The 19705-nt window shown below is 71.3% G+C and carries 20 protein-coding genes and 3 pseudogenes; 14 read left to right on the top strand and 9 right to left on the bottom strand.

Translation table 11 applies throughout. The annotated features are described in order from the left end of the window. Positions 1-240, top strand: a pseudogene (locus D3105_RS28135) (MarR family transcriptional regulator); the annotation flags it as partial. Between the two features lie 53 nt (positions 241-293). On the opposite strand, the pseudogene D3105_RS35800 reads toward D3105_RS28135, so the two are convergent. Continuing rightward, positions 294-431, bottom strand: a pseudogene (locus D3105_RS35800) (alkyl sulfatase C-terminal domain-containing protein); the annotation flags it as partial. Between the two features lie 21 nt (positions 432-452). Then, complete coding sequence (locus tag D3105_RS28145) at positions 453-860, bottom strand: hypothetical protein (protein WP_240647045.1); 408 nt, start codon at positions 858-860, stop codon at positions 453-455. 156 nt (positions 861-1016) lie between these two features. On the opposite strand from D3105_RS28145, the gene D3105_RS28150 reads away from it, so the two are divergent. The 3 genes from D3105_RS28150 to D3105_RS28160 all read left to right on the top strand — a co-directional run bounded on the left by D3105_RS28150 (position 1017) and on the right by D3105_RS28160 (position 2804). Next, the gene (locus tag D3105_RS28150) at positions 1017-1853 is read left to right on the top strand and encodes a helix-turn-helix domain-containing protein (protein WP_118905785.1); all 837 of its coding nucleotides are present in this window, start codon (positions 1017-1019) and stop codon (positions 1851-1853) included. Beyond that, positions 1850-2086, top strand: a complete 237-nt coding sequence (locus tag D3105_RS28155) for a DUF397 domain-containing protein (protein WP_118905786.1) — start codon at positions 1850-1852, stop codon at positions 2084-2086. The genes D3105_RS28150 and D3105_RS28155 overlap by 4 nt, the downstream gene beginning before the upstream one ends. Before the next feature lie 64 nt (positions 2087-2150). After that, the gene (locus D3105_RS28160; RefSeq protein ID WP_118905787.1) at positions 2151-2804 is read left to right on the top strand and encodes a TetR/AcrR family transcriptional regulator; all 654 of its coding nucleotides are present in this window, start codon (positions 2151-2153) and stop codon (positions 2802-2804) included. 18 nt (positions 2805-2822) lie between these two features. Here the strand turns inward: D3105_RS28160 and D3105_RS28165 are convergent, their stop codons facing one another. The 5 genes from D3105_RS28165 to D3105_RS28185 all read right to left on the bottom strand — a co-directional run bounded on the left by D3105_RS28165 (position 2823) and on the right by D3105_RS28185 (position 8814). Beyond that, positions 2823-3479 (bottom strand): hypothetical protein, encoded by a 657-nt coding sequence (locus D3105_RS28165; protein WP_118905788.1) that lies wholly within the window; start codon positions 3477-3479, stop codon positions 2823-2825. 257 nt (positions 3480-3736) lie between these two features. Then, a complete protein-coding gene (locus D3105_RS28170; protein ID WP_118905789.1) occupies positions 3737-4900 on the bottom strand; it encodes an HTTM domain-containing protein in 1164 nt (387 codons plus the stop codon). Beyond that, complete coding sequence (locus tag D3105_RS35905) at positions 4795-5637, bottom strand: DUF5819 family protein (protein ID WP_338104027.1); 843 nt, start codon at positions 5635-5637, stop codon at positions 4795-4797. Before D3105_RS35905 ends, D3105_RS28170 begins: the two co-directional genes overlap by 106 nt. 115 nt (positions 5638-5752) lie before the next feature. Further along, a complete protein-coding gene (locus D3105_RS28180) occupies positions 5753-7039 on the bottom strand; it encodes an ice-binding family protein (RefSeq protein WP_118905811.1) in 1287 nt (428 codons plus the stop codon). A gap of 296 nt (positions 7040-7335) precedes the next feature. Next, complete coding sequence (locus D3105_RS28185) at positions 7336-8814, bottom strand: helix-turn-helix domain-containing protein (protein WP_118905790.1); 1479 nt, start codon at positions 8812-8814, stop codon at positions 7336-7338. A 363-nt stretch (positions 8815-9177) separates the two neighbouring features. Here D3105_RS28185 and dnaN point away from each other — a divergent pair, with 363 nt between their 5' ends. Further along, positions 9178-10341: a DNA polymerase III subunit beta gene (gene dnaN, locus D3105_RS28190; protein ID WP_118905791.1), complete on the top strand. Its 1164-nt coding sequence runs from the start codon at positions 9178-9180 to the stop codon at positions 10339-10341. Positions 10342-10472: 131 nt separating this feature from the next. On the opposite strand, the gene D3105_RS28195 is transcribed toward dnaN, so the two are convergent. Then, positions 10473-11363, bottom strand: a complete 891-nt coding sequence (locus tag D3105_RS28195; RefSeq protein ID WP_118905792.1) for a glycoside hydrolase family 19 protein — start codon at positions 11361-11363, stop codon at positions 10473-10475. A 238-nt stretch (positions 11364-11601) separates the two neighbouring features. Between D3105_RS28195 and D3105_RS28200 the strand changes: the two genes are divergently transcribed. Then, positions 11602-12555 (top strand): aldo/keto reductase, encoded by a 954-nt coding sequence (locus tag D3105_RS28200; protein WP_118905793.1) that lies wholly within the window; start codon positions 11602-11604, stop codon positions 12553-12555. 63 nt (positions 12556-12618) lie between these two features. Beyond that, a complete protein-coding gene (locus tag D3105_RS28205; RefSeq protein ID WP_118905794.1) occupies positions 12619-13863 on the top strand; it encodes a serine hydrolase domain-containing protein in 1245 nt (414 codons plus the stop codon). 67 nt (positions 13864-13930) lie between these two features. On the opposite strand, the gene D3105_RS28210 is transcribed toward D3105_RS28205, so the two are convergent. After that, the gene (locus D3105_RS28210) at positions 13931-14545 is read right to left on the bottom strand and encodes a TetR/AcrR family transcriptional regulator (RefSeq protein WP_118905795.1); all 615 of its coding nucleotides are present in this window, start codon (positions 14543-14545) and stop codon (positions 13931-13933) included. Between the two features lie 121 nt (positions 14546-14666). On the opposite strand from D3105_RS28210, the gene D3105_RS28215 reads away from it, so the two are divergent. From D3105_RS28215 to D3105_RS28240, 7 genes and pseudogenes are all read left to right on the top strand, one after another. Next, the gene (locus D3105_RS28215; RefSeq protein WP_240647046.1) at positions 14667-15776 is read left to right on the top strand and encodes an IS701 family transposase; all 1110 of its coding nucleotides are present in this window, start codon (positions 14667-14669) and stop codon (positions 15774-15776) included. A 122-nt stretch (positions 15777-15898) separates the two neighbouring features. Beyond that, a complete protein-coding gene (locus D3105_RS28220) occupies positions 15899-16342 on the top strand; it encodes a MarR family winged helix-turn-helix transcriptional regulator (protein WP_118905797.1) in 444 nt (147 codons plus the stop codon). Positions 16343-16655: 313 nt separating this feature from the next. Next, positions 16656-17189, top strand: a pseudogene (locus D3105_RS35530) (AMP-binding protein); the annotation flags it as partial. An 89-nt stretch (positions 17190-17278) separates the two neighbouring features. Continuing rightward, positions 17279-17758, top strand: a complete 480-nt coding sequence (locus D3105_RS35535; RefSeq protein ID WP_240647047.1) for an AMP-binding enzyme — start codon at positions 17279-17281, stop codon at positions 17756-17758. Next, positions 17755-18015 carry an acyl carrier protein gene (locus tag D3105_RS28230; protein ID WP_118905798.1) on the top strand — a complete coding sequence of 87 codons (261 nt, stop codon included), beginning with the start codon at positions 17755-17757 and terminating at the stop codon, positions 18013-18015. The genes D3105_RS35535 and D3105_RS28230 overlap by 4 nt, the downstream gene beginning before the upstream one ends. Positions 18016-18104: 89 nt before the next feature. Beyond that, positions 18105-18479 carry an ectoine synthase gene (locus D3105_RS28235; RefSeq protein ID WP_030722082.1) on the top strand — a complete coding sequence of 125 codons (375 nt, stop codon included), beginning with the start codon at positions 18105-18107 and terminating at the stop codon, positions 18477-18479. Positions 18480-18564: 85 nt separating this feature from the next. After that, on the top strand, positions 18565-19695 hold the full coding sequence (locus tag D3105_RS28240; RefSeq protein ID WP_118905799.1) for an acyl-CoA dehydrogenase family protein: 1131 nt from the start codon (positions 18565-18567) through the stop codon (positions 19693-19695). The last annotated feature ends 10 nt before the right edge of the window (positions 19696-19705 follow it).

Consider the following 19705-nt stretch of genomic DNA (forward strand, 5'->3'; position numbering starts at 1 on the left):
ATCCCGCCCCAGCTGCCCACCACCCCGAACACCTCACCCGACACCCCAGCCCCTCGACTCCTGATGGAGTGCACCGACTGCGGCCGCCCCGGCCGGCCCGAAGCCCTCCCCGACGGCCTCTGCCGCCCCTGCCGCGCCGCCCACTCCGAGAGTCGGCAGGCCACCTCACCCGACCCCACCGAAGTCGACGCCGTGAAGGCCCACATGGCCAACCTCCGCGACCTCCTCAAAGCGCCCTGAGGAGGCGGGTCGCCGGTGTGCTCGATGCCGTCGAGTCCCAGGCCTCCCAGCAGGTCCATGAGTTGGGGTCCGGTGAGGGTGAATGTGAGGTCCGCGCTGTCGGCAGCGCCGTCGGCGCCCGGGGGGCGCACCAGGACGCCGTTGCGCAGGCTCGTTCGACACGTCGTGCCCAGGTCGGTGAACCGCCACACCCCGCGACCGGCCCCAGACGATCAACTCAGTAACGCGTACGCCGCGTTGAACAGAATCAACGTGTGCACGAACCGCCCGGCACGGGTCGGCGGGTACCGCCACATCAGCGGCCACGTACCACCCCCGAGCGCCGGTACGGGTACGTAACCGATCCGGCCGGTCGCCGAGTTGAACGTCGTCACCTCGCGCGGCCACGGCCGCCCCGCCGTCGACCCGGGCGGGACGAGGAAGTACACCCCGCGCCGGCTGTTCGACTCGGTGACGACGGGGCCCGGCTCGCCCCCGACCAGCTCCTCCATCAGATCGGCCAGTCGACGCCCCGCGTCACCGTCCACGCGGATCGCGTCGAATTGCACGCCCGCCTTGCGGAGATGGAATCCGTACTGCGGAATCCAGTCCGCCGTCACACCGTCATTAGTTGCGTTCACGGGACGATTGTGACCCCGATCACCTAGCGTCATCCATGTCTGCCGAGGTGCGTCGCAAAGCCGTTGACCTGCACGAACTTCGCTGGAGACGCGTTGAGTTCGACGGCAACGAGTAGTGACCGGTTGAGTTCGGTTGAGTCGAAAAGAGATCGCTAAATGGCGAGTGCTGAGAACAAGGATACGGCGAGCCCGATGGCCCGGATGGTGGCCGAGATGGCCCGGACGCTACGCATCCAGCGCGGGTGGACCCAGGAGCAGGAGGGCAAGGAGATCGGCTACTCGGCGGCGGCGATCAGCGCGATGGAGACCTGCGCGCAGCCCGCCAGCGACGCCATGCTGGTCGAACTGCAACGGGTGCACGGCAACGGCACGCCCGTCTTCGAGACGGCGCGGAAGTACATGCGGATGGAGCGGCTGCCCGAGCAGTTCCAGGACTACGCGCTGCTGGAGGAGGCCGCCCTCAGCCTCCAGTTGTTCGCCGCGAACGTCGTCCACGGGCTGTTTCAGACGGAGGCGTACGCGCGAGCGCTCATCGGGGGCTCGTTCCCACCGCTCCCCGACCAGCGCGTGGAAGAGCTGGTCCAGCTCCGCATGGCCCGCACAGCCCTCTTCGACCGCGACCCGCTCCCGATGATCGAGATCATCATCGACGAGGCCGTTCTGCGGCGCGCCATCGGCAGTGAGGAGATCATGCGGGAGCAGTTGCTCCATCTCGTGGAGTGCGCCCAGCGGCGCAATGTCACCCTGCTGGTGCTGCCGCTGGACGCGGGGATGCACGGGGAGTACGCAGGAGATCGCGGCTCGATGAACCTGCTGGAGACCCCGGAGCACGAACGCCTCGTCTACCTGGAGCCGCAGGACGAGAGCATCCTGATCAGCGACCCGGCAAAGGTCAGCGTCTACGCTCAGCGCTATGCGAAGATCCGGTCACAGGCCCTGGGTCCTCGTGAATCGCTGGACCTCATCAAGCGGTTGGCAGGAGTGACGGAATGAGCAGCACCCTCCGATGGTTCAAGTCGACCTACAGCAGCGGCAGCGGCGGCGACTGCATCGAGGTCGCCTTCGACTGGCGTACGTCCTCCTACAGCAGCTCCAGCGGCGGCGAGTGCGTCGAGGTCGCCGCCTGCCCCCACTCCGTCCACGTCCGTGACTCCAAGGTCTCCGACGGGCCCGTCTTCGCCGTCACCCCCGACGCCTGGTCTGCGTTCGTCACCTGGGCGGAGTGAGCCGAGCGCGCTCACCGAACGGACCGGCGTATCCGCTGGTCGCGGCCGTGTTAGCGTCGGCGTCATGGCAGTACAGCGTGCTGGTGACGCGGAACCGGAACCCGAATCGGCGCACCCGACACCGCCCGAGGGGCTCAAGAGCCGGGACCGGATTCTGTGGGCCGCCTCGACGATGCTGGGCGAGGGGGCGGGCTCGGCGCTGAGCGTGCGCGCCGTGGCCGAGCGGGCGCGGGTGAGCACGGGGTCGTTGCGGCACCACTTCCCCACGCAACGCGCCCTCATGGACGCCATGTTGAAGGTCGTCTTCGACCTCGTCCTGCCGGAGGCCGGCTTCCGGGACACGTCCATTTCTCCGCGTGACCGCCTGCTCGGCTGCGTACAGGGCCTCCTCGTACCGCCGGACAGCACGCGGGGCGCACGCGAGGCGTGGCTGACGGTGCACGAGCGGTACATCGCGTCGGAGCCCAGCCAGGCGATGCGGGCGGAGTACCAGGCGATGCAGCGCGAGGTGACCCGCCGGGTCGAGGAATGCCTGAACGTGCTGGTCGAGGAGGGGGCGCTGGCCGCCGGGGACACCACGCGGCGGGCGCGGTTCCTGTTGACGCTGGCCAACGGCGTCTCGATCGAGCAGGTGCTGCCGAGCGAGGACGCGTACCTCGCCACCGAGCTGGACGTCCTCCGCACCGGCGTCGACCTCGTCCTGGACAACCGGGTCTGAGCCGGCCCTCCGCGTGCGTCAGGTACCGGCGCCGCTGTCCAGGAGCCAGTGGTAGCGCATCCGCATGGCGCGCTCGGTCGCGCCGAGCGCCGCGCCGAGGCCGAGCGTGACGTTCAGCCACACCGGCAGCCGCAGCGGTGACTCGAAGGTGCCCCACGACTCGGCGATGGCCGGGATTTCGGAGATCGGCTGCGCGGCCTGGAGCAGGTTGAGGCCGACTCCGATGAGCAGGAGCACCACGGACACGGCCCCGATGAGAGCGCTGGCACCCGGATGCTCGCGGGCGAAGTTCATGCGTCGCCCCTCCCCCGAGCGGGGGTCGGGGACGAGCCTCGTCTCCCTGCCGTCGTCCGCGACGAAGTGGCAGCGGCGCATGCCCACTTCGCTCCTGCGGACCTCGATGGTCCCGCCGGGGACGGGGAAGCGCGCCGGGAGCTTCGACTCGGCCTCACAGAGCCCGTCCCGGTACAGCCGCGCCCGGACCACGCCCGTCTCGGGGTCGCCGCCGTGCTTGACCTCCACCGTGTACGTCGCGGAGAGGCCGCCGCCCACCGGCAGAGCGATGGCGAGGAGCGAGCGCCGGGTCATCTGCCACCAGCGGAAGGGCTTCAGCGGCTTACCGTCGCCGGGCTTCACACGGCGCTCACGTCGTCGCTCGTTCCAGCTCGCCCCCATGGGACGCCCTCCCCGATCGCTACCAGTACGGTGTGCTGCTTCAGCCTCCCGACCTAAACTAACACACCGTACTAGTAACGTTCCGTGACCGGAGGGGCGGGCGCGATCGTGCGCCAGTCCACCGTCCCGCCCTTCCACGTCATCGGCCTCCTGCGGCCCGGGCTCGCTCGGGCCGGCGAAGAACCAGTGGCTGCTTCCGGGCGGCGACCACCGGCAGTGGGCGACATGAGCGAGGCGTGAGGCGTACGGTCCGCCCCTCAGGGACGCTCGGGTACGGCGGATACGGGGCCGCCCTGCTTCGGCACCGTTCCGCGCGGCGCATCCGAGGCCTCGGGCGTCGCCGAGGTCTCCGGTACCGGCTCGACCGTACGCCCGAGCGCCCTTCGGGCCAGCCTTCCGGCTGCGGCCCAGAAGCGGTCCGGCAGGAACACCGCGTCGGCGATGATCATCGCGCCCGAGAACAGCGGCAGGCCCATGAGCACCGCGATGCCGATGTGCATGCCGAGCAGCATCGTCAGCACCGGGTACTTGAGCCTGCCGAACAGCACGAACGGGAAGGCGACCTGGAGGAGCACGGTCAGGTAGCCGACGACCGCGATGGCGAGCGCCTGCTCGTCCGCCCAGTGGGAGAGCGCGGGCCACGGCTGGAAGAGGTCGAGGTTCAGGACGTAATGCAGCGCGGTTCCGGCTCCCCAGGTGCCGCCCTGCACCTTGTAGAGGCCTGCGGCACCGTAGAGGAAGCAGACCTGGACACCGATCACGAGAAGCCCGCAGTTGTGCACAGCCGTGACCAAGGTACGGCGTGCGTCGCCGAGCCGGGGTGGGAGGGAGGGCGACCACCGACGGCCGGGGGCGCGGCCGGCTCTCCTGGCATCCAGGGACCAACGGCGGCCGGACGCGGTGAGGACGAGGTAGAGCGCCATCAGGAGGACGAGGTTGTCGCCGCCGTCCGTCATGAAGATCGACCGCGCGTGGAAGGAGGCGACGACGACGGCGAAGAGCACGGAGACCGCGCGCGTCCGCCACCCCAGCAGGAACAGGACGCTGACGACGAGCGCCGCCGCGTAACAGAGTTCGAAGTACAGGCGGCTGTCGGAGAGGGTCAGCACACTGACCCAGCCGGTCTGGTCGAAGAGCTGCCGGGCCAGATCCGGGGTCCACGGGGAGCCGGGGCCCCAGATCTCGTCGCGGTGCGGGAACTCCCGCAGCAGGAAGACGAGATAGAGCAGGCCGTACCCGATGCGCAGCACCGACATCGAGTAGAGGGAGAGGGGGCGTTCGGTCAGCAGCGTCCACGCGTGGCGTGCCGCGCCGGTCACCCGTACCAGTGGACGGGTCGGGGCGGTGGCCGACTCCGGCGGACGGGGCGAGCTGTTGGCCGGCTCCGGCGGACGGGTGGGGCCGTGGGCCGTCTCAGGCATCGGAGGTCACCTTCCACCAGGGCAGGAGCCGTGTCTCGGCGTTCTTCGTGGCGGCGGCACGACGGTCGCGGTCCGTGCCGCCCTGAGCGGCCACGGGCAGGGTGACCACCCGGAGCTGGATGTTCTCGAAGGGCCTGCCGTNGGTCACCCTGCCCGTCTTCGCTGGCGGCGGCACGACGGTCGCGGTCCGTGCCGCCCTGAGCGGCCACGGGCAGGGTGACCACCCGGAGCTGGATGTTCTCGAAGGGCCTGCCGTCCTGTTCGGCCACGCGGTCGGCGGCGATGTTGCGCAGGTAGCGCTGCATCATCACGGCCCGGTCCGAGCGCGAGCGGTCGTCGCCTCCGTGGAGTTCGGCGTACGACGTCCAGGACCGGCGCAGCATGTTCTGCGAGGTGTGGCTCGGGAAGCCGTTGTGCTTGATGTCGGAGGCGTCCACTGCGGTCAGGTCGATCCAGTCGCTGACCTGGACGGAACCGTCCGGGGCCGTGTGCGCGGTCCGCGCGGAGATCTGCCGGTTGACGGAGTCCGGATCCGGTGCGAACAGCCGCCAGTTCTGCTCGAAGAAGGGGTAGATCCAGGCGTCCACCTGGGAGTTGAAGCGCTGCGACACCACGTTCGGCGGTGCCACGTGCAAGAACACCAGACCGACGTGGGCCAGGGCCGTGGTCAGGCAGAGCGCCACGGCGGTGTTGAGGACTCTTCTGCGTACATGTTCCGTCGTGACTCCACCCAGCACGTGCCCCAGCCCCGCCCTGTTCCTTGTCGTCGTCCGTCTCGTGGAAGCGTGCGGCGGGGCAGGAGGACATGCCCCGCCGCACGCCGGTCAGCCGGCGCGCGTGCCGCGCTGCCGGTCAGCCTTCGTGGTGCCCGGCGTCTTCCGGCTTGTCGCCGTAGCCGCCGTGCTCCTCGCCCTGGCCGGGGCCATGGTCGCCGGGGCGCCCGTCGCCGTAGCCGCCGCTGTCGTGACCACCGGAGTGGCCACCGGAGTGGCCGCCGGAGTGGCCGCCGGAGTGGCCGCCGGTGCCGCCACCCTTGCCGCCGCCCGTGTGGCCGCCCGTGCCGCCGCCCTTGTTGCCGCCCGTGGTGCCGCCCTTGCCGCCGCCCGTGGTGTTGCCGGCGATGTTCCCGGAGGTGTTGCCGACGGTGTTCCCCGTGGTGGTTCCGGTGGTGGTCGAGCCGCCCGGCGTGCCTCCGGTGGTGCCGCCGGTCAGGACGCCGCCGAGGACCCCGCCCAGCACACCGCCGGTGCCGCCGGTCGTACCGCCGGTCAGGACGCCGCCGAGGACCCCGCCCAGCACGCCGCCCGTGGTGCCGGTGGTGGTGCCGGTGGTGGTGCCGGTGGTGGTGCCGGTGGTGGTGCCCGTCGTGGTTCCGGTGGTCGTGCCGGACGTGGTGCCGCCCGAGCAGGTGGACCGGGTGATGCGGTTGTTGTCCAAGGTGACCGAGCCGTTACGGGCCAGCGCCCGGCCCTCGATGGTCGCGCCGGTGGTCACGCTGATCGAGGTCAGGGCCAGGATGTTGCCGATGAAGGTCGAATCCGTGCCGAGCGTGGCGGAACTGCCGATCTGCCAGAACACGTTGCACGGCTGCGCACCGTTGATGAGGTTGACCCGGCTGGCGGACGCCGTGGTCAGACCCGAGCCGACCTGGAAGACCCACACCGCGTTGGGGTCGCCCTCCGCGTTGAGGGTGAGCGTGCCGGTGAGACCCAGTGTCGAGGAGGCCGTGTAGACGCCGGGCACCAGGGTCAGGCCCCCGGCGTCCGGCGGCAGCGCTGCGTCCGTGGCCTGGCCCGCCGCGTTGTTGTACGCCACCACCAGGTCGGACTTGGCCTGGAGCGCGACCGCGTCGGCCGAGTGCTGGACGCCGTTCACCAGGCCCGGCGGAAATCCACTGATGGCCGTTCCCGGACTGACGCCGACGTCCCCAGTGATCACCGTAGGTCCGGTGTTGGTGACGGACTCCCCTGCCAGCACCGCGAAACTGTCCGCCGTTCCGAGCGGCACCGGCGTGGCGATGGCGAACGCCGGTGACGACGTCACGGCGACCATCGTGGCGGCGACCGTCGCGGCGAGCGCGGCCGTGATCCAGGACGAAACAATGCGCCGAACTGCAAGGTCAGATCTTCTGAGCTTCAACAGAACCGACTTTCTGTGCGAGGCGGCGACTTCCGAGACGTTCACGGTTTCCCGAAAGCCCTCGTGTTGTCGGCAGCACACTACGCACAGAAACACCGTAGAAGTCCGGAGAAATGGCACTAAATAAGGGCGCTCTTTTCCGTGACGATCATGAGGAATGGTTTTTTCGCACTACAGAATCCTTTTCCCGGAATGATTCTCCCCGAACGCACGGACCGAATAGAAAACAATGCGTCATGCGTTCCTATCGATGACCGGAGGTCGCCGACCACCGTCCTGTCGTCCCATGGCGGTTCCTACGCCGCCGTCAGGTCCCGGGACCTCAGCGCCAGCCACAGGTCGTAGCGGGCGCTCGGGGGCCGCAACAGCGAGCGCTGGAGCACCGTTTCGAGCCGGGTGAGGCGCTTGCGGGCGCCGGGCACGGAGATGCCCAGCTCGGCGGCGGCCGGTCCGAGGCGGCCCTCGCACCGCACCCAAGCGCGCAGGGTCTCCTCCGCGCCGAGGACGGGGGCCAGCTGCCGGTCCGCCCAGTCGCGTACGGCGGGGTGGACCAGGATCTCGTCGAGACCGCCCGCCGCCATCGGCGTACCGGAAGCCGGTGATCCGGACTGCGCGGGCTCGGGGGTGCACGCCGGGGCGGGGGTGGAACGGACGCGCAGGGCCAGGTCCAGGGCGGCCTGGTCGGCCAGCCGGTGCAGGTCGAGGCCGAGCAGTTCGCCGATGAGCCGCAGCCGGGCGGCGAGGGTGTTGCGGTGGACCTTGAGGTGGTCCGTCGCGTGCGACGAGAACGCCAGCCAGGAGGCGGCCGTGGCCAGCAGCTCCTGGCTGCCGGGGTCCTGCGCGCGGCGCGGAACATGGGTCAGGAGCGGGTTCAGCAGCTCGTCCGCCCACCGGCGGCCGGCCGGTCCGACGACGAGCGCCAGGTCGGGCGAGACGCCGAACCGGGCGTGCCGGGAGGGCAGTTCGCGGGCGACGGCCAGGGCGTGGAAGGCCTGGCGGTAGCCGGTCGCGGTGTCGGCCAGCGGCACGGGCTCGCTGACGCCGACCACGCAGTCGCCCACCCGGGCGGCGACGGTCTCGTCGGTCGGGACGGCCGCCGGCTCCGGCGTAGTCCCCTCCGCGGGCATGATCAGGATGAGGTGCCGGGCGTAGACGGGACACCGCACGATCCAGGAGCGGCCGCCGTCCGCGTCCACGCAGACCCGGGCCACCTCGTCGCGGCCGCCGCCGGAGCACTCCACGACGCACACCCGCACCGGATCGGGGAGCCGGGGGCGCAGCGCACCGGCGACCTGCTGGGCGATGGAGAGCTGACCCGTCATCAGCAGGTGCAGCACCGCCTCGCGGCCCCGGGACTCGGCGAGGTCCACCCGGCGTCGCTTGCGCTCCAGCGTCTCGGCCTGGAGGCACAGGGACAGCGGCAGGACCACGTCGGCCAGCAGCGTGGCGAGCCCGACGGCCGTCGGCCGGGGCGTGACGACGGCGAGCACGGGAACGGCTGGGTCGGCGACGCCCGAAGGGGAGACGGCCAGCGGGAAGAGCAGGGCGGTGTAAGCACCGGTGTCCACGGAGTACGCCTGGACCCCGCGTTCGGTGAGCGCGCTCGCCCCCTCGGCGACCAGCCCCGCGACATCGGGGACCATCGCCCCCGCCGTACGGGCCGCGGCGTGCAGCACCGTTCCGTCCGGCCCGACGAGCCCGGCCCAGCCCTCGGCCCGCCCGGCCAGCCAGCGCAGCAGCTCGGCCGTTCCGCCGGTGCGGGCCAGCCGGTGCATCCGCAGAAGATCGTCCGCACGCTCCCCTGAACGCATCAGTCCCCCGTTCCGCCCACGACACAGCCGTGTCACCGGTGATCCGGCCATTCTGACTGTGCGGACCGATACCCCGGCGGCCGCCCCATTGGGCGCATTGAACCTCCCGGTGCCCCTACCCCCCGATCTAAGGTCCGAACGTGTTCCGGCACGTCGGGGGACGACGGGGGAGGCCGGAACACGGGAACGCGGGAACGCGGCGGCAGGGGCTCACGGGGGTGGTCGCTGTCGCCGGTTGCCGCGCTCCCCGGCGTGATTGTCAGTGGTGGCTCCTAACGTCGTACGCAGAAGTCGGCTGACGGCTTCGACGTCCGAGGAAGGCGCCCCATGGAGTTCCGCATCGAACGCAGTGCCCTGACCGAGGCCGTGTCCTGGGCGGCCCGTGTCCTGCCCGTGCGCTCGCCCGTCCCCGTGCTGGGCGGTCTGCTGCTGGACACGGAAGCCGCGGCCGGTTCCGGGGCCGGGGACGGCCGGTTGCGGATCTCCGGGCTGGACTACGAGGCGTCCGCGCGCATCGACGTGGAGGCCGGGGTGCTGCGGCCCGGGAAGGTGCTCGTCATGGGGCGGCGGCTCCTGGACATCTGCAAAGTGCTGCCCGACGGGCCCGTGGAGTGCGCGGTGGAGGGCTCGCGGTTCACGGTGTCGGGCGACGGGGCCCGGTTCGGCCTCTCCGTGCTGCCGCTCGACGACTACCCGGCCCTTCCCCCGCTCCCGCAGGTGCGGGGCGCGGTGGACGCGGAGCTGTTCGCGGCGGCGGTGGCCGATGTGGCGGTGGCGGCGGGGCGCGACGACACGCTGCCCGTGCTCACCGGGATCCGGCTGGGGCTCGACGGCGACACGATGACGCTCGCCGCGACCGACCGCTACCGCTTCGCCGTGCGGACCGTCCCGTGGAAGGCCACCGCGCCCGGCGAGAGCGCCGACGTCATCGTCTCCGCCCGCCGGCTCACCGAGATCGCCCGCTCACTGGGCCGCTCCGGGCTGGTGAGCGTCGCCCTGGACGCCGGTTCGGCGGGCTTCGAGCACGCGGGCATGCGGACCACCGTCCGGCTCCTGGAAGGCCGACTGCCGCGCCACGAGAAGCTGTTCGCGCTGGAGGACCCGGCCGTGGCGGTGGTGGACCGGGCCCGGCTGGCGGAGGCGGTCAAGCGGGTCTCCGTCGTCGCCGACGGGGACAGCCCGGTCCAGATGACGTTCACCCGCGCCGACGCCTCCGTGACGCTCCGGGCGGGCTACGAGGACGACGTGGCCTCCCAGCGGCTGCCGGCCACCCTGGAGGGGGCCGAGGAGCTGACGGTGGCCTTCAACCCGGCTTATCTGGCGGACGCGTTGGCCTCCTTCGAGGGGCCCACGCTGCGGCTCCTGCTGCTGGGGGCGGGCCAGCGCGCGCTGATTACGGACGGGGCGGACCCGGACGGGACGCCGGCGGACGGGGCGGGCCCGGGCACGCACCGGCATCTGCTGATGTCGGTGCGGCCGCAGTTGGTGTGACGGGGGCCGGCCGGCCCGTGGTGTGACCCCTGCCCCGGACGCCCAAACAGGGGGTGCGCTCCGGCTCTCGCCGGACGCACCCCCCGCTCGGGTGGGGTTCTCAGGCCCTCACGAGGACCTGGGCCCTTGGGTCAGCAGCTCAGGTTCGAGCCGGTGGTGGTGCCGAGAAGCTGGGTGAACTGCGTGAACTTGTTGATCCGGCTCTGGACCTGGGCCGGGTTGCCGCCGTTGCATTCGATCGCACCGTTGATGGAGCGGATCGTCTCGCCGAAGCCGGCGTTGTTGACGATGGCGTTGTGGCCGGTCATGGTGCCGGGGCCGGACTGGGTGTTCCAGTACCAGAGACCGGTCTTCCAGGCGATGGCGGCGTTCTGCTCGACCAGGTAGGGGTTGTTCAGCAGGTCGATGCCGAGCGCGTCACCGGCGGCCTTGTAGTTGAAGTTCCAGCTCAGCTGGATGGGGCCCTTGCCGTAGTACGCGGACTGGCCGGCCGGGCAGCCGTAGGGCCGGCTCGCGTCGCAGTAGTGCGGGTAGTTCGCCTCGTTGACTTCCTTGATGTACACCAGCCCGCCGGTCTCGTGGCTGACGTTGGCGAGGAAGGCGGCGGCCTCCCGCTTCTTGATCTCGTCGCTGCCGGTGTTGGCGAAGGCCGGGTAGGCGCTGAGGGCGTCGGTCAGGCCCTGGTAGGTGTAGAAGGGGTTCCGGTTCGGGAACATCTGGTTGAACTGGGCCTCGCTGACGACGAATCCGTTGCTCTGGCCCGGGTCCTCACCGCCCCCGCCGGTGCCGCAGGCGCCCTTGTCGGCCCACACGTCCGACGAACCCGGACGCTCGTTCTGGGTCCACCACTTGGCCGTGTAGTTACGGCCGTTGTACGAGACAGAGCCACCGTTCGTGTAGACGGCGGAGGAGCTCCAGGCCGTGGCGCAGGTGGCGGCCTGCGCGGTGGCGGCGGGAAGAACGACGAGCGCCGCGACGACCGCGCCGAGCGCGACCAGCAGGCTCATGACACGTCGGATCACGTGATCACACTCCTAGGACGCGGCGCGACGTCCGGCCGTGCGCCGCTGTGGGGGTGCCCGACACTCAAGCGAGGATGGTCTGGACCTGTCAAGGTCTAGACCATCTTTCGTGACAAGCCGCCGGACTTGCCGAAGTCGTCGAAGGTCGGCAAGTAGGAACGGAATGCTGTGCTCCGGCTTCTCGGGCTGCTGCCATGAAGGGGTCACATTCCTCTGTGGAGAAGGGGGTTCGCCCGGGATGCGGACCACAACGATGGGCAGGGACGGACCGGTCGTCGGCCGACTGGGACTGGGAGCCATGGGCCTCTCGTACCGCTACGCCCCCGGAACGAGGGACCGGACCAAGGCGGTGTCGCTCGTCCGGGAGGCGGTCGACCTCGGGGTCAATCTGGTCGAGACAGCCGACGCCTACGCGGACGGCGAGAACGAGCGGCTGATCGGCGAGGCCATCCGCGGCCGGCGGGACGAGGTGGTGCTCTGCACCGGCGGAGGCCTGCTGGGCAACCCGGACGGGGTGCTGCGGCCCGCGGGCGGACCGCAGGCGCTGCGGGACGCGGTGGACGAGAGCCTGCGCCGACTGGAGGTGGATCACATCGACCTCTATCTCCTGCGCCGGATCGACCCCGCGGTCCCGCTCACGGAAAGCTGGGGGGCGCTGGCCGAGCAGGTCTGGGCGGGCAAGATCCGCATGCTCGGGCTGCCCGTCGTGACCGTGGAGCAGGCCCGGGAGGCCGAGACCGTGCACGAGGCGGCGGCAATCGGCGCAGAGGTCTCCCTGTTCACGCGGTGCGGCCTCGACGACGTCGTCCCGTACGCGGTGGAGCGACGGATCGCCCTGCTGGCGGGTGCCCCGCTGGGGCGCGGTCTGCTGACCGGAGCGTTCTCCCGCCCCGAGGACCTGCCACCGGGCGACTGGCGGCACACCCAGCCGCGCTTCGCCCCGCGCGCCATCCGCCACAACCACGCCCTCGCGCAGGCCGTCGCCCAGGTGGCGGCCCGGCACGAGGCCACCCCGGCACAGGTCGCCCTGGCGTGGCTGCTCCGGCTCGGTGACCACGTGGTGCCGCTGCCCGGCACCCGGGCGTCTTACCACCTCGCCGAGAACCTCGGCGGGGCTCGCGTCCGGCTGACCGAACAGGACCTGACCGACCTGGAGTTCCTGCCCTATCCGGCGGGATCCGCCGAGGTGTGAGCCCGGCCCGGGCCACCCGAGCACCGCTGCCCCCGACTCTCCACCACTTCTGGAGTTCCTGACATGACGACCTCACTGGTACGGCAGGTCCTCCCGCGGCCCCGGCCGCGGGCGGCGACCACCGTCGTCCACGGCACCACGGCGTCCGGGTTCGCCTCGGTGCGCCGCTCCTTCGAACAGGCCTGCCGGGAAGCGGGCCCCCCGAGAACCCGGGGAGCCGCGCTCGCTGTCGTACAGGACGGTGAACTGGTGGTCGACCTGTGGCAGGGCACCGCCGATCCGGTCACCGGGACCGCGTGGAGCGGCGACACCCTCGTACCGCTGCTGACGGGCTCCCACGCCGTCCTGGCCACGACGGTCCTGCTCCTCGCCGACATGGGCGCGCTCGCCCTGGACCGGCCGGTCACGGAGTACTGGCCGGAGTTCGCGGCGCGCGGCAAGAGCGCGGTGACGCTGCGGGACGTGCTGACCTTCACCGCCCGGCTCCCGGCCGTGGAGGCGGGACTCGACCAGCGGGACGTGGAGAACCCGCGCATGATGGCCGCGCTCCTCGAACTGCACGGCCTGGAGGACGATCCCCGGGCCGGGGGGGTGCTGCACGGCCCGTGGACCGCGGGGTGGATCGTCGCGGAGGTGGTCCGCCGGGTCGACGGCCGCGATCTCGACCTGTTCTTCCTGGAGGAGATCGCCGGCCCCCTGGGCCTGGACGTCCACTTCGGTCTCGTACCCGACCAACTGCCGCACACCGCCCGCATCTCGTACGGGGCGGACTTCCGGTCCCGTTTCCCGGCGCCGGACGGCGGGGAGGACAGCGGCGGGGCGGAGCTGTCCGGGCGGGTGTGGAACAACCCGTGCCCGTTCCCGGCGGACGCCGGGGTGTGGAGCGAGAGCCGACGGCGCTACGCGGTCATCCCCTCACTGGGGGCGTACGCGTCGGCCCGCGGCCTCGCCCGGCTTCAGGGCGTCCTGGCCGCCGACGCCGTACGGGCTCCGGGCGAGGAGCCGCTGCTTCTGTCGCGGCGCACGCTCGACCAGGCGCGGAGCTTCTGGGCCGAGGGCCTGGACCCGCTGCTCGGCGGGGTCAGCGCCTACGGCGAAGGCGGCCTCCAGCTCCTCGACGACGGGCTGCACCCGGCCGTCCGCTCCGGCGCCTTCGGCCACCAGGGCCCCGGGTCGGTCGCCTACCAGGCCTGGCCCCGGGCCCGGACCGGCGCCGCCTGGGTCCGCGGCCGGCTGACGGCGGGCCCGGGCGCCCGGCTGCTGGACGAGGTGGCCTACGCGGTGGACCGGTCGCTGCGGGCGGGCTGAGGAATCCGCCGGCCCGCCGGCGGGAGCGGTGCGAGACGGGCCCCGGCCGCCGTCAGGCCGGGGCCCGTCAGCTGTCCGCCCGCGAAGGCTCCCGGTCGTCGCGGACGGGCCCATCGCCCCGGTCCGCGGCGAGGCCGTGCAGGACGACGTCCCAGACGGAGTCCCAGACCGCGCCCGCCGCGCTCCGGGGCGTGCCGGGGGCGGCCATCACCCCTTCCGCCAGGTGCGCCAGCATGGCCTCCGCCTCCTCGGGCGCGACGCCCGGGCGGAGCCACCGGGCACCGTGGGCCCGGTCGAGCACGGCACGGAGGACGGGCATCCAGGTCTCGGCCAACGGCGGAGCGCTGTCCGGCGGACCGGCTTCCAGGCGGCGTACGGCGCGGACGAAGCGGTCCTCGCGCGCCAGCCGGGCCAGCGTGCCGATCAGGACCCGCAGCTCCCGTAACGGGTCGGCGGCGGGGGCGAGTCCCGCCAGGGAGCGGTCGAAGCGCGCACGTCCGGTGAGACGCACCTCCTCGGCCAGGGCGGTCTTGTTCCTGAAGTGGAAGGTCAGAGCGCCGATCGAGGTCTCGGCCCGACAGGCCACCCGCTGGAGTGAGGCGCCTTCGTAACCCCGCTCGGCAAACTCCTCGGCCGCCGCCTCCAGCACGGCCTGTCGGGTCCTGGCCGCCCGTTCCTGCATGCGCCTTCTCCTTGAACCTCGGTAAGTCGCCACTCTTCTCCCTCAGAAATATAACGAACATTCTCTATGTTTGTTAGTCTGCTCAGCGACGCTCACCTGGGAGGGACTTGCAGTGACGACGATGCACGAAACGCCCGAGATGGCGACGGGCCGAGCGCTGGACGACCTGTCCCGCCTCCTCTTCGGCCACTTGCACCGCTCCGACCAGCAGCGTTGGGGGCATGTGTACTTACAGGGCCTGCTGCGTACACACGGCAAGAAGACCGTGCGACGCATGGCCGCCACCGTGACCGGCTCCGAGGCGACGTCGTCGTCGCTGCACCAGTTCGTGAACGCCAGCCCCTGGGAGTGGGCCCCGGTCCGCGGTCGGCTGGCCCGCTGGGCCACCCGGTCGCTGCCGGTGCGGAGCTGGACCCTGGCGCCGACGGTGCTGCCCAAGCGGGGCAACCACTCGCCCGGCGTGCACCAGCGCTTCCTGCCGGAGTCGGGGCGCACCGTCAACTGCCAGCTGGGACTGGGCCTCTTCCTGAACGCCGGACAGGCACACCTCCCGGTCGACTGGCAGCTCTTCCTTCCACCGCGGTTCACCCAGGACCCCGCCGTGCGGGACCGGGCGAAGATCCCGACGACAGCCCGACCGCAGTCACCGGGGGACCACGCCCTTCAGCTGGTCCAGGAGATGACGTCCTGGACGGACGGGGAGACCGCCCCCGTGGTGGCCGACCTGACAGCCCTGTGCGACACTCCGCGGCTGGCGCGGCGACTCCAGGGCAGCGGGCACTCCTTCGTGCTCGCCGTTCCGGGCCAGACCGCCATCGGCGGAGCCGAACTGCCGCCGGGTGAGCGGCCGTCGGCCCGGGCGCTGCTGCTGCGCCGCGGGGTGCGGCACCCGGCGGGCGCGGGCCGCCGGATCATCTCGTACGAGACCCCCGTCCACGGGCTCCGCCCGAGCGGCGAGAGCACCCACGGGCCCGGCCGGCTGCTGGCGGAGTGGGACGCGGACGCGGGGCGCCCGGGCCGGATCTGGCTGACCAACATCACCGACCGCCATCCTGCCGAACTGCTGGAACTGGCCCACTCGCCCCGGGGCGCGGTGTCCGCGGTCCGGCGCATGGGCGAGGACTTCGGCCTGCTCGACTTCGAGGGCCGCTCCTTCCCCGGCTGGCACCGGCACATGACACTCGTCTCGGCCGCTTACACGTGTGCCACTCTCGAAGGCATGAACCCCTGACTTTTATTTGCGCATACAAGTAAATATCGACCAGCACCCGCTCCCGCAGGCGCCGGCGCTCCCCAAATGATTGCATGGGCATGTATCTTGTTGGTATCGCAGTCGAGAAGGGGAGCTGTTCCATGACGATCAACCAGCAGCCACGCGCCGCCTCCGATCAGACCATGTGGGAGGCCGTTCTCGGCCTGCACGCCTTCGTGGAACGCCAGCTCGCACACACCCTCCAGCGCCGCTACGGGGTCGGCCTGTCCGAGTACCGGGCCCTGGAGACCCTCCACCAGACCGAGAAGGGCGAGTGCCGCATGCAGGAACTGGCGGACCACATCGGCCTGGGCCAGAGTTCGGTCACACGCCTGGTGGGACGGCTGGACAGCGCCGGCTACGCCTACAAGGACAACTGCGCCGACGACAAGCGCGGGGTCTTCGCCGTCATCACCGAAGAAGGCCGCAAGCGCTACCAGGAAGCCCGCGCCACGTACGCCGACGTCCTCAGCTCGGCCCTCAACACCGCGAGCACCGACGCCCAGCTCGCCCGGGCGGTGCAAGCGCTGCGCAGCGCCGCCTGACACGACCACGAGGACGGCGGGNAAGCGCTACCGGGAAACCCGGCCGCCTCCCCGCCGTCCTTTGCATGTTCGGGCTTCCCTCAACGGCGACGGGGGTGTGGCCTGGATCACACGAACGCCCAATCTATTTGCTTGACCATACAAATAGAACCCCGTAAGTTCTCTCTCGTAGCCAGATCTCGCGGCCTCGCAGCCGGATCTCGCAGTCGGACCGCGCGGCTCACTCGCACGGCCGGATCCCGCCGTGAGATCGCCCATCCACCGAGGGGGACCGTTGCCATCGCCTCGCCTGTTACAGGCCCTCAGCAGACATGTGCAGGAACAGCCCGACAGCACAGCGCTCGTCGCCGCCGGCGAGCGGGTCACCTACGCGGAGCTGGAGCGGCTGACCCGCCGCGCCACCGCCGACCTGGACGGCGCCGGCTTCGGATCGGTCCGCGCCCTGTGCGTCCCGGCCCACAAGTCACCGGAGACCATCGCCCTGCTGCTGGCGGCCTGGCGTCAGGGGATCAACACCCTGGTCCCCTCCCCCGGTCTGGGCGCCGCGGCCCTGGCCACGCTCACCGCCCAGGCCCACGGCCCGCTGACGGCCACGGCGGTCCCCGGCGGCGGTGTGAGCCTGGTGCGGGAGGAGACGGACCCCGCGGCGGCGGACGGCTTCAGCGTCCCCGACCCCGCCGAGTCCCTGCTGACCCTCACCACCTCCGGGTCCACCGGCGTACCCAAGCTCGTCCCGATCCGCACCCATGCCTTCGACCGGTTCGCCGACTGGGCCACCGGGAAGTTCGGGATCGACGACACGGCCCGGGCGCTGAGTTTCTCACCTCTCAACTTCGACCTGGCGCTCCTCGACGTCTGGACGGTCCTGGAGGCCGGCGGCGCGGTCGTGCTGGCCGACGCCGGGGCCAGCGGGGACGNGGCACCGGTGAACTGCTGGTGCACACCCCCTTCCAGACCTGCGGCTATCTCGAACAGGCCCGTAACGCCCGCGCGTTCATGCCCGACCCGCGCGGCGGCGGCGCCATGTTCTACCGCACCGGCGACCTCGTCCACCGTGACGCCGACGGCCGCTACTTCCTCCAGGGACGCACCGACTTCCAGGTCAAGGTGCGCGGCGTGCGCACCAACACGCTGGAGGTCGAGACCGTCCTCGGCGCCCACCCGGACGTCGTCGAGGCCTGCGTCGTCGCCCTGCCCTGCCCCGAGGCCGGTAACCGGCTGCACGCCGAAGTGGTGCGCCGTGACGGGGCCTCCCTCAGCTCGCTGGGACTGCGGGCGTACGCGGCGAAGCACCTGCCGCGGCACGCCGTGCCCAGCTCGGTCGGGCTCGCCGGCACACCGCTGCCGAAGACCCCGACCGGCAAGCCCGACCGTAACTCGATCAAGAAGAACCGACTGAACGGAGACACCGCATGAGCACCACCGCCAGCGACCCGATCCGCGCCTACATCGTCAGCGAGTTCCTCGCCGGCGAGGACGCCGAGGACCTGACCGACGACTTCGACCTCATCGAGAGCACGGTCGTCAACAGCCTCGGCCTGGTCCGCCTCATCTCCTGGATATCCGAGACCTACCGCATCCCCGTCGACGACATCCCCCTGGAGCCGGCCGCCTACCGCACGCTCGCGGACATCCGCGGCTTCGTCGAGCGGGCCGCCCCGGCCTCCGTCTGACCCCACGCCTCCCCACGGCTCCCCCGCAGCACCGCCCGCCCCCACGCTCCAGCACACGTCCAGAACACAACGATGACAGGAGTACTCCCATGATCGTCCGTTCTCTCTCCGACGTCCCCGCGGTCGAGTGGGGCAGCGGCACCAGCCACCGCCTGCTCACCGAAGCCGACGGAATGGGCTTCACCGTCTGCGAGACGCTGGTCCGCAGGGGCACCTCCAGCGGGCTTCAGTACCTCGGCCACCTGGAGGCCTGCTACTGCATAGGCGGCTCGGGCGAGGTCGTCACCACCGAAGGCGTCCGCCACAAGATCAAGACCGGCACCATCTACGCCCTGGACCAGCACGACGCCCACCACCTGCTCGCCTCCGACGACGAGGACCTGCTCCTCGTCTCCGTCTTCAGCCCGGCGCTGCGGGGCGACGAGAAGCACTCGCTCTCCGAGGACGGCTTCTCCCGCTACTGATCACCGCCGCCGGGTGCGGGGCCGCGACGGCGCGGCCCCGCACCCGGCTCACCCCGCGACCGGCGAAAGGCAAGGCAGAGCCCCCATGGCAGCAGAGAAGGACACAGACACCTACGGCATCACAGCGCCGTACGGCGACGAGTTGAACGACGACGTCGCCCGCTGGGACCGGGCCGGCGAGTTCCCGCACGAGAAGTGGAAGCCGCTCCAGCGCTCGGGCCTCTTCACCCTCCCCTTCGCCCCGGAGTACGGCGGCGCCGGCCGGACGCTCACCGAGACCATGTCCGCGCTGGAGGGCCTCGGCCACACCAGCCGGGACGCCGGCCTCAACTTCTCGGCGTCCACACAGATCGTCAGCGTCGGCATCCCGCTCCAGGCGTTCGGCTCCGAGGAACTGCGCTCGCGGTACCTGCCGCGGGTCACCTCCGGCGAGGCCATCACCGCGCACGCGATCACCGAGCCGAGCCACGGCTCGGACGTCATGAACATCCGGACCACCGCGGTCCGCGAGGGCGACGAGTACGTGCTCGACGGCGGCAAGATGTTCATCACCAACGCCCCCGTCGCCGACCTCTTCCTCCTCTACGTCCGTACCGGCAAGCCGGGCGCCTTCGGACTCAGCACCTTCCTGGCCGAGCGCTCCACGCCCGGCCTGAGGATCGGCGAGCCGCTGGAGACGATGGGGCTGCGCACCTCCCCGATCAGCGAGGTCACGCTGGAGAACGTCCGGCTGCCCGTCGCCAACCGGCTGGGAAGCGAGGGCGCCGGCTTCCTGATCATGGACTACGTGATGAAGCGGGAGGTCCTCTTCTCCTTCGCCGTCAACCTCGGCGAGATGGCCCACCGCCTCAAGCGTGTCGTCGAACACGCCACCACGCGGCAGCAGTTCGGCAGCGCGATCGGCAAGAACCAGGCGGTCTCCCACAAGATCGCGGACATGAAGATCGCGGTGGAGACGGCCCGGAAGTGGCTGTACGACACCGGGCGCAAGGTCGAGCAGGGCACGGACGCCTCGCTGGACGTGGCCGCCACCAAGATCGTGGTCAGCGAGGCCAACCAGCTCACCGCACGGCACGCCGTCCAGATCTTCGGCGCCCGCGGCTATCTGACCGGCACCGGCATCGAGCGCGAGCTGCGCAACGCCACCTCCGGATCCATCTACTCCGGCACCAACGAGATCCAGCGCAACTGCATCGCCGCCCTGATGGGCCTGTGACGAGAGGCAT

The sequence above is a fragment of the Streptomyces globisporus genome (assembly GCF_003501885.1).
Taxonomy (GTDB): Bacteria; Actinomycetota; Actinomycetes; order Streptomycetales; family Streptomycetaceae; genus Streptomyces; species Streptomyces globisporus_D.